The organism is uncultured Maribacter sp. (assembly GCF_963975365.1).
Classification (GTDB): Bacteria; Bacteroidota; Bacteroidia; order Flavobacteriales; family Flavobacteriaceae; genus Maribacter.
This window is the reverse complement of the sequence record NZ_CAXBGF010000009.1, coordinates 102,523-116,759: the sequence shown is the minus strand read 5'-3', so window position 1 is coordinate 116,759 and position 14,237 is coordinate 102,523. Positions and strand designations below refer to the sequence as shown.

General features: G+C 34.2%; 16 protein-coding genes. 9 read left to right on the top strand and 7 right to left on the bottom strand.

The window, feature by feature from the left end:
* Positions 1-168: 168 nt before the first annotated feature.
* Positions 169-1,236 (bottom strand): DUF3810 domain-containing protein, encoded by a 1,068-nt coding sequence (locus AACZ49_RS11740; protein ID WP_339654966.1) that lies wholly within the window; start codon positions 1,234-1,236, stop codon positions 169-171.
* 67 nt (positions 1,237-1,303) lie between these two features.
* On the opposite strand from AACZ49_RS11740, the gene AACZ49_RS11735 reads away from it, so the two are divergent.
* On the top strand, positions 1,304-2,749 hold the full coding sequence (locus AACZ49_RS11735) for an aminoacyl-histidine dipeptidase (protein WP_339654963.1): 1,446 nt from the start codon (positions 1,304-1,306) through the stop codon (positions 2,747-2,749).
* A 61-nt stretch (positions 2,750-2,810) separates the two neighbouring features.
* On the opposite strand, the gene AACZ49_RS11730 is transcribed toward AACZ49_RS11735, so the two are convergent.
* From AACZ49_RS11730 to AACZ49_RS11720, 3 genes are read right to left on the bottom strand one after another with little or no spacing between them, the layout of a single operon-like run.
* Positions 2,811-3,950 (bottom strand): peptidylprolyl isomerase, encoded by a 1,140-nt coding sequence (locus AACZ49_RS11730; RefSeq protein ID WP_339654961.1) that lies wholly within the window; start codon positions 3,948-3,950, stop codon positions 2,811-2,813.
* 10 nt (positions 3,951-3,960) lie between these two features.
* Positions 3,961-4,512 (bottom strand): gliding motility-associated peptidyl-prolyl isomerase GldI, encoded by a 552-nt coding sequence (gldI, locus tag AACZ49_RS11725; protein ID WP_339654958.1) that lies wholly within the window; start codon positions 4,510-4,512, stop codon positions 3,961-3,963.
* The gene (locus tag AACZ49_RS11720; protein ID WP_339654955.1) at positions 4,509-5,525 is read right to left on the bottom strand and encodes a bifunctional oligoribonuclease/PAP phosphatase NrnA; all 1,017 of its coding nucleotides are present in this window, start codon (positions 5,523-5,525) and stop codon (positions 4,509-4,511) included. The genes gldI and AACZ49_RS11720 overlap by 4 nt, the downstream gene beginning before the upstream one ends.
* A 75-nt stretch (positions 5,526-5,600) precedes the next feature.
* Here AACZ49_RS11720 and AACZ49_RS11715 point away from each other — a divergent pair, with 75 nt between their 5' ends.
* Together AACZ49_RS11715 and AACZ49_RS11710 are read left to right on the top strand one after the other, a co-directional pair.
* Positions 5,601-6,629 (top strand): alkaline phosphatase D family protein, encoded by a 1,029-nt coding sequence (locus tag AACZ49_RS11715; protein ID WP_339654952.1) that lies wholly within the window; start codon positions 5,601-5,603, stop codon positions 6,627-6,629.
* A gap of 45 nt (positions 6,630-6,674) precedes the next feature.
* Positions 6,675-7,094 carry a nucleoside-diphosphate kinase gene (locus tag AACZ49_RS11710; RefSeq protein ID WP_091627078.1) on the top strand — a complete coding sequence of 140 codons (420 nt, stop codon included), beginning with the start codon at positions 6,675-6,677 and terminating at the stop codon, positions 7,092-7,094.
* Positions 7,095-7,162: 68 nt separating this feature from the next.
* Here the strand turns inward: AACZ49_RS11710 and AACZ49_RS11705 are convergent, their stop codons facing one another.
* From AACZ49_RS11705 to AACZ49_RS11695, 3 genes are read right to left on the bottom strand one after another with little or no spacing between them, the layout of a single operon-like run.
* Complete coding sequence (locus AACZ49_RS11705) at positions 7,163-7,459, bottom strand: DUF721 domain-containing protein (RefSeq protein ID WP_339654947.1); 297 nt, start codon at positions 7,457-7,459, stop codon at positions 7,163-7,165.
* Positions 7,459-7,875 carry a hypothetical protein gene (locus AACZ49_RS11700; RefSeq protein ID WP_339654944.1) on the bottom strand — a complete coding sequence of 139 codons (417 nt, stop codon included), beginning with the start codon at positions 7,873-7,875 and terminating at the stop codon, positions 7,459-7,461. The genes AACZ49_RS11705 and AACZ49_RS11700 overlap by 1 nt, the downstream gene beginning before the upstream one ends.
* Before the next feature lie 2 nt (positions 7,876-7,877).
* Entirely contained in the window at positions 7,878-8,957 is a 1,080-nt protein-coding gene (locus tag AACZ49_RS11695) for a DNA replication/repair protein RecF (protein WP_339654941.1), read from the bottom strand.
* Positions 8,958-9,080: 123 nt separating this feature from the next.
* On the opposite strand from AACZ49_RS11695, the gene AACZ49_RS11690 reads away from it, so the two are divergent.
* The 6 genes from AACZ49_RS11690 (at position 9,081) to AACZ49_RS11665 (ending at position 14,224) form a co-directional block, all read left to right on the top strand.
* Positions 9,081-9,848, top strand: a complete 768-nt coding sequence (locus tag AACZ49_RS11690) for a tetratricopeptide repeat protein (protein ID WP_339654938.1) — start codon at positions 9,081-9,083, stop codon at positions 9,846-9,848.
* Positions 9,848-10,333 (top strand): 6,7-dimethyl-8-ribityllumazine synthase, encoded by a 486-nt coding sequence (gene ribH, locus AACZ49_RS11685; RefSeq protein WP_339654936.1) that lies wholly within the window; start codon positions 9,848-9,850, stop codon positions 10,331-10,333. The genes AACZ49_RS11690 and ribH overlap by 1 nt, the downstream gene beginning before the upstream one ends.
* Before the next feature lie 85 nt (positions 10,334-10,418).
* The gene (locus AACZ49_RS11680) at positions 10,419-10,754 is read left to right on the top strand and encodes a riboflavin synthase subunit beta (RefSeq protein ID WP_339654934.1); all 336 of its coding nucleotides are present in this window, start codon (positions 10,419-10,421) and stop codon (positions 10,752-10,754) included.
* Complete coding sequence (mutL, locus tag AACZ49_RS11675) at positions 10,754-12,598, top strand: DNA mismatch repair endonuclease MutL (RefSeq protein ID WP_339654932.1); 1,845 nt, start codon at positions 10,754-10,756, stop codon at positions 12,596-12,598. Before AACZ49_RS11680 ends, mutL begins: the two co-directional genes overlap by 1 nt.
* Positions 12,599-13,342 carry a rhomboid family intramembrane serine protease gene (locus AACZ49_RS11670; RefSeq protein ID WP_339654929.1) on the top strand — a complete coding sequence of 248 codons (744 nt, stop codon included), beginning with the start codon at positions 12,599-12,601 and terminating at the stop codon, positions 13,340-13,342. It begins immediately after the preceding gene.
* Positions 13,343-13,345: 3 nt separating this feature from the next.
* Entirely contained in the window at positions 13,346-14,224 is an 879-nt protein-coding gene (locus AACZ49_RS11665; RefSeq protein ID WP_339654927.1) for a rhomboid family intramembrane serine protease, read from the top strand.
* Positions 14,225-14,237 lie beyond the last annotated feature (13 nt).

The following is a 14,237-nucleotide window of genomic DNA, read 5'->3' as shown; positions in this document are numbered from 1 at the left end:
TTGGTTTGAATTAGTATTTTAAAAATACTTGGATTTACCAGTATGTACGGTCTATTTCACTTTTGTTTAACAGTTGAAAGTTCTTTAATTCATAATATGTATTTTAATCTTAAAATATTATATAAAAGATTGTTATTACTTAATTTGACTGCGGAATGTATAAATCAATTATAATGGATGTTGTTTGTGGTAGGCTACTAAAAGAGAAACTACAGCATTGTAACTTCTAATGCCTTCAGTTTGATTATTCGCTTTTAGGAATGAATTGAAAATAGATTTGAAAAAAGGCTCCATCGGATTCGCATAAGAATTCCAAAAATCGGACACTTCCTGAAAGTTGTTTTTAACCCCAGGATTTAAAGTTGATAATAATCTATTGAATTCTTCTTTGTCTGCTCTTCGTATATCACTTAAACAATATCCTAAAGCATATGCGTAAGCTGCATATTGAAAATAAATATCATCATTATTAGCAGTAGCTAAATAGCCTATGAAGTTTGTTTCGTTTTCTGCGGAATAGCCCAATTGATGACCAATTTCATGACCTACTACCACTGGAAATCTAAAATTTGGAAGTAAACCGTTTACTTGAGCTTCATTGGTGAAAGGGTTTAAATAGCCAGCGTAACCCATATATGTTAGTCCAGTACTAAACAAAGAAGTTTTTACGCTAGGGGTAGTATAGGTTAAAAATGGATGTTTGGTTTTAAGCTTATCATACCCAATAATAGTCTTGTCAAAAATTTTCTTATGACTATATGGAATATTAACGGCTAAACTAGAATCATTAGTAATTTTTAATTGCGCATCGTTGGTTTTTCGAATTAATTGCTGAGTAAAATCCAATAGTTCTTGATAGTCTCTAGTTTCTGTCAAGTCTAACTTATTTGCTAATGGCGCTCTATAATAGTTCATGCCCCACATAAAATGAAAGGTGAAATATGAGACAGAAAGTATCATTAATACGTTTCGGGCAAAAGCCAATTTGTTTTTCCAGATAGATTTTCTATTTCGATATAGATAAGCTAGAGCCAGTATTATTAGGGCGAAATAGATAAGGTCACCGATAGAAAAAGGAATCCAACCAAACAATGTTCTAAAAAGTCTTGAGATAAATGGATAAAAACCTGTGCTGTAATAATTTTCAACGAAATTTGAGTAATTGCCAACCCATTTTACGATTATGATTTGGGGAATCAATGAAAGTGCTACGGCATTTTTAAATGATATCTTCATTATCTCAAAAATAGCGAAATCCTTTTTCTATCAGTATTTTTGTGGTCATTAACTATGAAAATAAGCTATGAATATTGATCAGTTAGAACCTAAATCGGTTTGGCATAATTTCTCAAAATTAAATGCAGTGCCAAGACCTTCAAAAAAGGAAGAAAGGGTGATTGCTTTTATGTTAAGTTTCGGTAAGGAACTTGGCTTGGAAACTTTTTCTGACGCCATTGGTAATGTTATTATTAGAAAGCCAGCAACTTCAGGAATGGAGAGTAGAAAAATGATAACGCTTCAAAGCCATTTAGATATGGTTCATCAAAAAAATGCAGAAACTCAATTTGATTTTGATGTACAAGGTATAGAAATGTTCGTCGATGGTGATTGGGTAAAGGCTAGGGGAACGACCTTAGGTGCTGATAATGGCATGGGAGTAGCGGCAATAATGGCGCTATTGGAGAGTGATTCAATTTCCCACCCTGCTCTTGAGGCATTGTTTACCATTGATGAAGAAACAGGTATGACAGGCGCCTTCGGGTTGAACGGAGGGATTTTAAAAGGGGAAATTCTATTAAATCTTGATACGGAAGAGGATGATGAAATTGATATAGGTTGTGCTGGTGGTATCGATGTTACTGCAACTAGGTCATATAATAAAAAATCAGGAACACATGGTGATGCGGGACTTCAAATTACCATTAAAGGATTGAAGGGCGGACATAGTGGGATGGATATTTATAAAGGTCTTGGTAATGCAAATAAAATCATGAACCGCTTTCTTTATTTGGGTCTAGATTATAATTTGCGAATTAGCTCTTTAGAAGGTGGAAGTTTACGAAATGCCATACCTAGAGAAAGCATTTGTCGATTGAATGTGGGGAGAAAGCATGTTGCTGAGGTCATTACAGAATTTAACGCCTTAGCTGATGCTATCAAAGCAGAATTAAAAGTACAGGAGCCAAATCTCATAATCAGCTTTGAAGAAATTAAGCCAGCCAAAGAAGTAATGGGGCTAGGGGCTCAAGGCAAATTTATAAAGGCTGTATATGCTGCTCATAACGGGGTGTATACAATGAGTGCTTCTATTGATGGTTTGGTGGAAACTTCAAATAATATTGCAAGAATTTTGGTTAAGGATGGTAAGGTTGCCATTGCTTGTTTAACACGTTCTTCGGTTGATTCGGCAAAATTGGACTGTGCACATTCACTACGTTCAGTTTTTGAGTTAGGAGGCTTCGATGTAGAATTTAGTGGTTCTTACCCAGGTTGGAACCCAAATCCGGATTCTGAAATTCTTTCTATAACTAAGAATACGTATATCGATTTATTTAAAGAAGAACCAAAGGTAATCGCTTGCCACGCTGGATTGGAGTGTGGAATATTAGGACAGAACTATCCAGATATTGATATGGTTAGTTTTGGACCTACCATATTAGGTGCTCACTCACCTGATGAGCGCGTAAGTATCTCTTCTGTTCAGAAATTTTGGAATTTCCTATTGGAAATTTTAAAAAATACCAATTAAATAAAAGCATAAAAAAAGCCCGCTAGTTTAAACTAACGGGCTTTTTAGTGTGTAGTTTTTTTTATTGAGTAAGACCTGTTATTTCTAAATCAAATACCAAGTCAGCATTAGCAGGTATTGGACCACTACCTTGTGCGCCCCAGCCAAGGTGTGGTGGTATAAATATGCGTAGTTTATCGCCTACCTTCATCGTTAACAATGCTTCTCTGAATCCAGCAACTAATCTAGATTCCGGAGAATAATCCATGGGTACTGGCATGTAACCACCACCTTGTTCTCTGTTCGAATCGAAAGTACCATATTTGCGAGCAACTTCTTCGTAATTACTATCGAACAAAGTACCGTCCATTAAATAGCCTGCGTACATAACATTTACTTTTTGTCCGACTTTAGGCTTTTCGCCATCTCCATCTTTTAAAGTCAATACTTTAAGTCCGGAAGGTAAAGTAGTAGCTTTTGCCTTTTCAGCTTCTATTTCTGTTGCAAACTCTTCCTTAACTCTTTTAATTGCTTCTATTTTATCAGCCTTTTCTTTTTCTATTGCAGCAAGTCTATCCTCTTCTCCATCAAAGTATGCTGTCATTACTTTAACTGCATCAAATTTACGAGCCTCTTTACCATTACGTATAATTTCTACAGTATTCATGGTAACTTGTTCTACAGGTTTGTTGCCAGCGCCAACAGCTACATTCGCTATAGAATCAACAATATCTATACCTTCTACAACTTCTCCGAAAACTGTATGTCTGTTATTTAACCAGGGCGTGGGTTTATGGGTAATAAAAAATTGACTACCATTAGATGATGGACCACCGTTGGCAGATGATAAAATTCCTTTTTTGTCATGAATCAATGAATCGTTGAATTCATCCATAAACCGGTATCCTGGGTTTCCGGTTCCATTAGCTAATGGATCGCCACCTTGAATCATAAAATCCTTCATCACTCTATGAAACGTTAGTCCGTCATAATATTTTTTGCCTTTATATTCTTCACTTACAAAGGTATTTGTACCCTCTGCAAGCGATATAAAGTTTGCAACGGTAACAGGGGTTTTATCATGCTCTAAACGAACGATAATGTCACCTTTAGAAGTTTTTATATCGGCAAAGATACCATCTCCTAAGTCGGCTCTTTTACTGGTTTTACAGCTGGTCATAATTAAACCAATAACTGCAAGTAAGTACATTTTTTTAATCATAATGGTCATTTTAATTTACTGTAATATCTTGTTGTTTTTCAATTTGTAAAATGGTAATTGTTGATTTTAAAGGAATGTTGCTTCCAATTTTATTTTCATCGCCATGATACCCAAATGCTATTGAAGAAGGAAACAAAAAAGTAGCCCGTTCATTTACTTTGAGCATTTTAACAGCATCACGAAGTCCTAAAAAAAGCTCCTGTTTATTAACCTTATAGGTGACAATACCAATTTCTTCTTTTGAGTAAATGGTGTCATTGTCCAGAGTTAATAGATCATAGTTGAACACAACTAAATCATCAGTTTTAGGGGTATAATCACTTTCCTCGTTTACATTTAAATAATGGTACCAAGATCCAGAAGCACTATGAGAATAATCCTTAAGTGAATCGAGTTTTATAATAGCTTGAATTTTATTTTCTTCAGCTTCTAATAATTTTCGACTTCTTTCAATAGATTCTTTGAAAAAACTACCACTTTTTGTCTGAACCGGTTTTCTAGGTTCTGGACCATCACAGCTACTGAATATTATAAATAGAAATAATAATGAAACTAATCTCATGATTGTAATTGATTCTTATATAATGGTAATAACGAAGTAAAGTATTTAATGGTTTCTTCTATCGAATAATCACTTTTTCCACCAGCCGCATTGGTATGGCCACCGCCATGAAAATGTTTTCTTGCGAAGTCATTTACTGAAAAATCACCCACCGATCTAAATGATATTTTAAAAATACCTTCTTCTTTATTTTCAATGAATATTACAGCAAAACGAATACCATCTAGAGTTAAACCGTAGTTTACGAAGCCTTCGGTATCTCCTTTTTGGTAGTCGAATCTGTCTAATTCCTCTTGGCTAAGTGTAATGTATGCGGTTTGGTATTCTTGTAGAATAACCATGTTCTTTAATGCGCAGCCCAAAAGATGTAATCTGCTTGGCGAATTGGTATCGTAAATTCGGTGATGAATTTCGGTGCCTTCTGCACCTTTGTCCATAAGATCAGCAATAACTCTATGCGTATTACTTGTCGTAGAAGCAAATTTGAAAGACCCAGTATCTGTCATTATACCTGTATAAATACAGTTAGCCATTTCAGAGGTTATACTATTCTCATTACCTAATTTCTTAATTAGAACATAGACCATTTCACAGGTAGAACTCATACTCACATCTGAATACATGATTTTTGCGTAATCAGATGGCTCTTGGTGATGATCGACCATTACAAAGGTGGCGTTCGAAGATTCTAAGGTTTCGCTCATATGACCTACACGACCCAAATGATTAAAATCTAACGTAAAAATAATATCTGCACTTTGTATGCATGATTTTGATTGTATATTTTCCTTTTCAAAATTTAATATCTTGTTTGCTCCTGGCATCCACTTTAAAAATTTTGGAAAATCATTAGGAGAAACAATATTCGCGGTATGTCCACTATTTACAAGATAATGCCAAAGCGCTAACGTTGATCCAATTGCATCACCGTCAGGGTTTTTATGTGGTATAATAGCTATTTTCTTTGAAGAAGAAAGTAACTTTTTAAGCTCGTTTAGGTGCTCTAAATTCATGGCGGCAAAGATACAATTTAATAATGTAGGCTTTAAACCGAATAACTTAATTTTAACCAGACATATTTTGCAGCAATGAAAATTTCTTTAATTTCTATTATTACAATTCTATTACTGTCTTGTTCCATAAATAAAAAGGTATCAATAAATAAGGTGGAAAGTGCTGATTTTGTTCTTGCTTTTGGTTCTTGTAATAGAACAGATTTACCAAATTTATTATGGGATGATATTTTAAATACACAACCTGATGTTTGGGTTTGGGGCGGAGATAATATTTATGCAGATACCGACGATATGGAAGCGTTGAGAGTAATGTATAATGAGCAAAAGAAGAATAAAGAGTATAAAAAGCTTGTTGAAAACACAGAAATCATTGGCACTTGGGATGATCATGATTACGGACTTAATGACGGCGGTGTAGAATTTGAGGCTAAATCTGAAAGCCAACAAGAGTTTTTGAATTTCATGAATGTTCCATTAGATAGTCCATTAAGGAAACAAGAGGGAGTCTATAGTTCAAACAAATATTATATAGAGAAAGGCAGTATTACTATAATAGTTTTAGATACCAGATATTTTAGAACCGCTATAACACTGGATACTGAAACCGATAAAAGAGTAAAACCAAATAATTATGGAGAAGGAACAATACTCGGAGAAATTCAGTGGAATTGGTTAGAGAATCAATTAAACCAATCTAATACAGATTTTAATATTATTGTTAGTAGTATTCAAGTTCTATCAAATGAACATGGTTTTGAGGCATGGGGTAATTTTCCTCATGAGGTAGGCCGTTTAGAAAAATTAATTTCAAGCTCAAGGGCTAAAGGAGTTGTTATATTATCTGGAGATCGTCATATCTCTGAATTTTCAAAAACACAAATAGATGACTTGAACTATCCATTAATCGATTTTACGAGTAGCGGACTTACACATGCATATAAAGGATTTACGGGGGAGCCTAATCCGTTCAGAGTAGGAGAGGTTGTTTTTACGGAAAGTTTTGGAACATTAGAGTTCGATTTTATTTCTAAAAAGGTCGGTTTTAAGATCATTGGTGATAACGGTATAGTCTTGCAGAAATTAGAACAAAGCTATGATTAGTTGTAAGTTTTGTGGAAAAACGTATTTTTGCACAAAAATTAAGATATGAGTACGAATAGAACGTTTACTATGATTAAGCCAGATGCCGTTGAGAATGGACATATTGGGGCTATATTAGAAAAAATTACAGCTGCTGGTTTTAAAATAGTAGCTATGAAATATACACAATTGAGCTTAAGAGATGCACAAGAATTTTATGGTGTTCATAGAGAGCGTCCTTTCTTTGGCGAGTTGGTTGAGTTCATGACAAGAGGGCCAATAGTTTCTGCTATTTTGGAGAAAGAAAATGCTGTTGAAGATTTTAGAGCATTGATAGGTGCTACTAATCCTGCAGATGCAGCTGAAGGTACTATTCGTAAAATGTTCGCAACTAGTATTGGTGAGAATGCAGTACATGGTTCAGATAGCGATGAGAATGCTGCGCTTGAAGGTTCTTTTCATTTTGCAGGTAGAGAAATTTACTAAATCACAAAACATAAAATAAAAAAGCCAGTTCATATGAACTGGCTTTTTTATTTTTCTTCAACCATTACTTAGCGGAGTACTAGTTTTTTTACTAGTTCTTTACCTATTTCTTCATTAATCATACATATTATTTTTGATTTGCCTAAGCTCAATTCTTCTCTTAAGACAGATGAAGATAATGATACGTAAAGCGTATCGAAACGTAATTCAATTTCTGTTGTGTAATTATTTACTCCATTTCCCATTAACCTTGCCCATGCTTCTCGTGCATCTACTTTATCCATTCCTTTTTCTAATTTATTCTTTTGAATAAATGCAGAAAGAGCGTCTTTCATAGATATGTTTTCATTGTCTCTTCTTGTCATTATGGATTTATGTTTATAGGTTCATATCGTTCATAAAAATAAGTAATATCTTGGTCGTTTTTTACCGAGAAACTTTTTTCAGAAAGCGAGAGTAAAACTTCTTCCCAAGTATTGAATTCGGTCGTATATTTTATAAAGATAGTATCATTAGAGATTCTAATCTGTATTGGCTCGGTGTCATTAGAAGTTTCAAATGTACCATTAAATTTAGGGCTCATTTTTTTTTTATAACCCTTCAAAGAATCTAAACTTATAAAATCCACAGTGGTATTTACTGAATATTCTTTTTTGGTACCATCCTTAAAGGTAACCTCTTTTATTTCCCAATAACCATTTAAAAGATATAATTGCTCTTGGTCAACTTTTGAGCCACATGAGCTAATTAATAAAGTACAAAATAGAAGAAGCTGTTTCATTGTTATAGTTTGAATATTTTATACGATTGATGAATTTTTTTAACAACACTTTCTGTCCGTTCTGCGTGGGTGTCACTTAAGAAAATCTGACCGAAATTCTCGTCATTTACTAAAGTAATAATATGTGATACACGATGTTCATCTAATTTGTCGAAAATATCATCTAAGATTAGAATAGGAGTTGTGCCACTTTGCGATTTCATAAAATGAAATTGGGCGAATTTAAGGGCTATCAGAAATGATTTTTGTTGACCTTGACTTCCGAATTTTTTAATGGGAAAATCACTTATCTCAAAATTAAGGTCGTCTTTGTGAATACCAACACTGGTGTACTGTAATGCGCGGTCTTTATCTAGGTTTTTGATTAGTAAAGTTAGTAGATCGTCATGTAATAATTTACTATCGTAGCTTAGTGATACTTTTTCAGTATTACCAGTTATGGCTTTGTATTGCTCTTGAAAAATTGGAATAAAGGCTTTTAAAAAAGAAGTTCTTTTATTGAATATTTCAGTACCGTATTTATGTAATTGCTCATTGTAGACCGCTAAAGTATCTTTGTTAAAAGTGCGATTAGCGGCAAAATATTTTAAAAGTGCATTTCTTTGTGATACTACTTTGTTATAATTTATAAGGTGTTGTAAATATTTTTTGTCGGATTGACTGATAACCCCATCAATAAATTTGCGGCGAGTATCACTACCTTCAATTATTAAATCTCTATCTGCAGGGGAAATTATAACTAACGGCAGTAAACCTATATGATCGGCAAATCGCTCGTATGCTTTTCCATTTCTTTTAATTATTTTTTTATTGTTTCTTTTTAAACTGCACACAATTTTTTCTTCTCTATCATCTTTTTCGAAGGTTCCGTCAATAACAAAGAAGTCGGATCCATGACGAATATTTTGTGAAGAAATTGGATTGAAGTAGCTTTTCCCGAAAGAAAGATGATAAATAGCATCGAGAATATTGGTTTTACCGATACCGTTATCGCCAACAAAACAATTTATTTTAGCATCGAATACAAGTTCTTTGGACTCAAAATTTTTGTAATTGATCAATGATAATTGTCTCAGCAGCATTAAATTTATTGAATTTTGATTTTGGAAGGATGGAAATTACCATAAAATATCCAAAAATAACGAATAAATAAACTATAGGATTTCAATAAAACCTTTATTTTTGCGCGACCAATAAATTTAGAGATGGCAACATATAAGAAAAGAGGATATAAACCTGAAACCAAAGAAGAAAAGCAAGAGTTTGAAGAGCAGGAAAGTACAACCGCTGAGGTTTTTAGTTCTTTAGATGAAGGAGCTTCAAGATCAGAAGAGTGGGTTTCTAAAAATCAGAACTATATTTTAGGTGCCATTGGCGTAATAGCAATAAGTGTTTTAGGTTATTTAGCCTACAACCAATTTGTTGTTAAACCTAAAGAGACCAGTGCTGCCAATGAAATGTACTATCCGCAACAATATTTTGATCAGGCTTTGGCCAGTACAACGGCTAAAGATTCTTTGTTTACATTGGCTTTAGAAGGTGCTGATGGTAAATACGGGTTCTTAGATATCATTGAAGAATATAGTGGTACCAAGGCTGCAAATTTAGCAAATTACAATGCTGGTATGTCTTACTTGAACATGAACAAATATCAAGAAGCAATAACTTATTTAGAAGATTTTAGTTCAGAAGATGCCATTTTAGGTGCTTTGGCTAAAGGTGGTTTAGGAGATGCCTTTATGCAATTAGACCAACCTTCGGATGCTTTAGGTTATTATGAAGCTGCAGTAGCCCATAGTGAAAATGAATACACTACCCCTAAATTCTTATACAAAGCAGGTGTAACAGCATTGGAAATGGGAGATAAGAGTAAAGCTTTGGACTTTTTTGAAAGAATTAAAAGTGAGTTTCCAAAATCAGAAAATGCAAGTTCTATAAATGCTTTTATAGGAATGGCTAAAAGTGGTGAGTAATGGCAACAATAAATAAAAATTTATCAGTATATGATAAAGCAACAATCCCAAACGCGAACGGACTTCGGTTTGGGATTGTTGTTTCTGAGTGGAATTCTGAGATAACAGAAGGGCTGTTTTCTGGAGCATTAGAAGCTTTACTGGATTGCGGTGCAGAGAAATCGGATATTTTAAGATGGAATGTGCCAGGTAGTTTTGAACTGACTTATGGTTCAAAGAAAATGATCGAGACACAGAACGTCGATGTAGTTATTGCTATTGGTAGTGTAATACAAGGCGAAACTAAGCATTTCGATTTTGTTTGTGAGGCCACAGCGCAAGGCATAAAAGATTTAAACGTTACCATGAATGTACCTGTGATATTTTGTGTGCTTACAGACAATACTATTCAACAATCTATTGATCGTAGTGGAGGTAAGCATGGTAACAAAGGTACTGAGGCTGCAATCGCTGCCATTAAAATGGCCGTACTAGGTAAAGAGTAATCTTCAAATTTGTTTTTAATTCATTGTAAAGCCTATCTTTTATATAGGTTTACTGTACCTGTTAACAAATTTTGGCATTCCTTGTATGCCCTGTTTTTCTATTTTAAGTAACTTTGGTATTATGGGGATGTTGAGTAAAATAACACGGTTACGAAAAAATAGGAAGTTCGACTATAATCCTAGGTATTATGATGGCAAGGGTAAAGGCAATCCTTTTAAGATGGAACCCAAGTTCGACCAATTTCGTAGCACTTTAGATACATCTCGAGGATTAAAAAGAAAAATCAATCGTGCTTTAGAAGATACTAAAAGAAAAGGTGATCGTAATCTGAAGATTAGAATGCTAGTAATCTTGGCTGTTTTAGTACTTATTTTCCTTTATATAATTGATTTTGACCTCTCAATATTCTTTTCTTCATAATGGCCGATATTATTAGATTATTACCTGACCATGTCGCAAATCAAATTGCTGCAGGTGAAGTTGTTCAGCGTCCTTCTTCTGTAGTTAAAGAATTATTGGAGAATGCGATAGATGCCGGGGCAACCGAAATTCAACTAATTGTAAAAGATGGTGGTAAAACATTGATACAAATTGTAGACAATGGAAAGGGTATGAGTGGTACCGATGCGCGGTTAAGTTTTGAACGCCATGCTACATCTAAAATTCAAAAGGCTGAAGATTTATTCAATTTGCATACCAAAGGTTTTAGAGGTGAAGCTTTGGCTTCTATCGCTGCAATCGCGCATGTAGAAATGCTTACCAGAACTGAAGAAGATGAGATTGGCACACGAATAAAAATAGAGGGAAGTAAAGTTGTTGCCCAAGAAGTAGTTGTTGCGCCAAAAGGGACTTCAATGCTAGTCAAAAATTTATTTTTCAATATACCGGCCCGTCGAAATTTTTTAAAATCTGACCAAGTTGAATTTAGACATATTACCGATGAGTTTCATAGAATATCATTAGCGCATCCTCAAGTTGCTTTTAATTTTTATAATAATGGTAGTGATGTTTTTCAATTACCGACTAATGATTTTAGAAAACGAATTGTTCAAATTTTCGGAAGAAAAACAGATGAAAAATTAGTTCCTGTTGAAGAGGAAACTCAAGTTGTTAAAATTTCAGGTTACATACAAAAACCTGAGTTTGCCAAAAAGAGTAGGGGTGAGCAGTTTTTCTTTGCCAATAATCGGTTTATTAAGAGTCCGTATTTGCATCATGCTATATTAGGGGCTTTCGAAGGATTAATTCGGCCTGGTACTCACCCAGGTTATTTTTTGAACTTAGAGGTTGATCCCGGTACTATTGATATCAATATACATCCAACCAAAACAGAAGTGAAATTTGACGATGAGCATACCTTATATGCGATGCTCAAGTCTACGGTTAAGCATAGTTTGGGTCAATTTAATGTTATCCCAACTTTAGATTTTGAACAAGACCAGAATTTAGAAACACCATATTCATATAAAAATAAGGAAGTTGGTATACCCCAAGTCGTTGTTGATTCCTCATTCAATCCATTTGAGGCTGTTAAAACGTCAAGAGGTAATGCTACGAGTAACTATGCTAAACCAAAGGTTGAAGGATGGGAAAACTTATACACTGGCATGGAAGTGTCTTTGGAAGATAATAGTAATTTAGAGTTTGAGTCTGAAGTTGTAAATAGTAGTATTTTTGACGAAGGTAAAGAGGTAGTAGATCATACGACAACTACTTTTCAATTGCGTAAAAAATATATTATTACGACGATAAAATCTGGTATGGTCGTTATCAATCAGAGCAGGGCACATCAACGCGTTCTTTACGAGAAATTCTTAAAAAATATAACTATTAAAGAAGCGGTTAGCCAGCAATTATTATTTCCGCTTACATTGTCGTTTTCGCCAAGTGAAATTAGTATTCTAAATGAAATTAAAGAGAATTTATGTACCGTTGGGTTTGTATTTGGTGAAGTTGCTGAAGATGGCGTAGAAATTAAGGGAGTACCTGTCTTAGTCGCAGAGAGTGAAGTGCAAATGATAATGGAGCAGTTAATTTCTGACTTTCAACAAGAGGTGCCGGGTGATAGTTTTTCGCAAAGCGATATGTTAGCAAAAACACTGGCAAAAACTTTATCGGTTAAAACTGGTGAAACGTTAGATGAGTTTTCTCAAGTGAAATTGGTAAATGATTTATTTGCCTGTAAGGAAACTACCTTGAGTCCGTTTAATAAAAAAGTATTTATGACAATCACTGAGAATGATATTGAACGAAAATTTATTTAAATGGGAAGAATAACAGAAACAATCAAACACTTACTTATAATTAACGTTCTGTTCTTTGTTGCTGCACAAATGTTTGGCGCACAAATTTATGAGTTGTTTTCGCTATATTTTCCTAAGAATGAGCATTTTCAGCTGTGGCAAATTATTACCCATATGTTTATGCATGGCGGGTTTATGCATATTTTGTTTAATATGTATGCGCTGTGGGCTTTTGGTACCCCATTAGAACAAATGTGGGGTAGAAATAAATTTTTGTTTTTTTATATATCTGCAGGTTTAGGTGCAGCTTTAATTCATATTGGAGTTAACTATTATTATTACAATACTGGTATGAACGCCTTAATTGAATCTGGGTTGACGGAAAGTAGCATTTTAGAGATTATCAATAATGGACAATATTATACAGAATGGTATTCTATTGCAGGCAAAACAACCATCGATAATTTTCTTGGAGCATTCAATACACCGGTAGTAGGTGCTTCTGGTGCTGTTTATGGTATACTTGTGGCTTTTGGTATGTCATTTCCCAATAGCGAACTCTTTCTTATATTCTTGCCAGTACCTATAAAAGCAAAGTTCTTTATTCCTGTGCTTATCGCATTAGATTTGTTTTCTGGTGTAACTGGGTATAGTTTATTCGGACAAGGAATTGCCCACTTTGCCCATGTTGGTGGGGCGTTATTCGGATTCTTAATGATGTGGTACTGGAAAAAAAATCAATTCAAAAATAATAGATGGAACTAAGGTATGGCTCAACCCGATTTAAAATATCAGTTTAGCAGGTTAAACATTGCAGAAAAGCTAATTGCGATAAACGTTTTAGTTTTTATCGTTAATGCTTTAGTGCCTTTTTTATTGGGTATACCCAAAAACAGTATTGTGCAATGGTTCGAGCTGCCAAATGATATCGTTGATATTGCATTTCAGCCTTGGTCGATTATTACTTATTCCTTTTTTCATGGCGGTATTGGGCATTTATTTTGGAATATGTTAATGATATATTTTGTTGGGAAAATCTTCCTTAACCTATTTGATGCCAAACGATTTTTAAACGTTTATTTACTCGGTGTCATTTTAGGAGGATTGTTTTTCGTTGTGGGCTACAACATCTTTCCTGCTTTTTTTAACACTAATGCATTGCTTATTGGAGCTTCTGCCGGAGCAAGCGCAGTACTTATTTTTGTGTGTACGTATCTGCCCAATCAAGAAGTGAGAATTATTTTTTTCAATGTAAAACTTTGGATGGTCGGAGCGGTCATTGTTTTATCAGATTTAGTTCAATTGCCTATAAGCAATTCTGGAGGACATTTGGCACACTTAGGAGGTGCTTTCTTAGGTTATTTATACGCGAGCCAATTATTTAAAGGTAATGATATAGGTGCTGGTTTCTCAAGGTTTATGGATAGTATTGCAAATCTATTTAAAGGTTCTGAAAAGAAGGCTCCGATGAAAACTGTTTATAAAAATAAAAAGACGAGTAGCAGCAATTCTTCTGCGGTAGATTATGATAAAATAGCCCATCAAAAAAAAATTGATGCCATACTTGATAAAATAAGTAAGTCTGGCTATGAAAGCCTTTCTAAAGTAGAAAAAGACTTTTTATTTAAAGCCGGTAAAGAGAACTGAACAAGATGAAAAA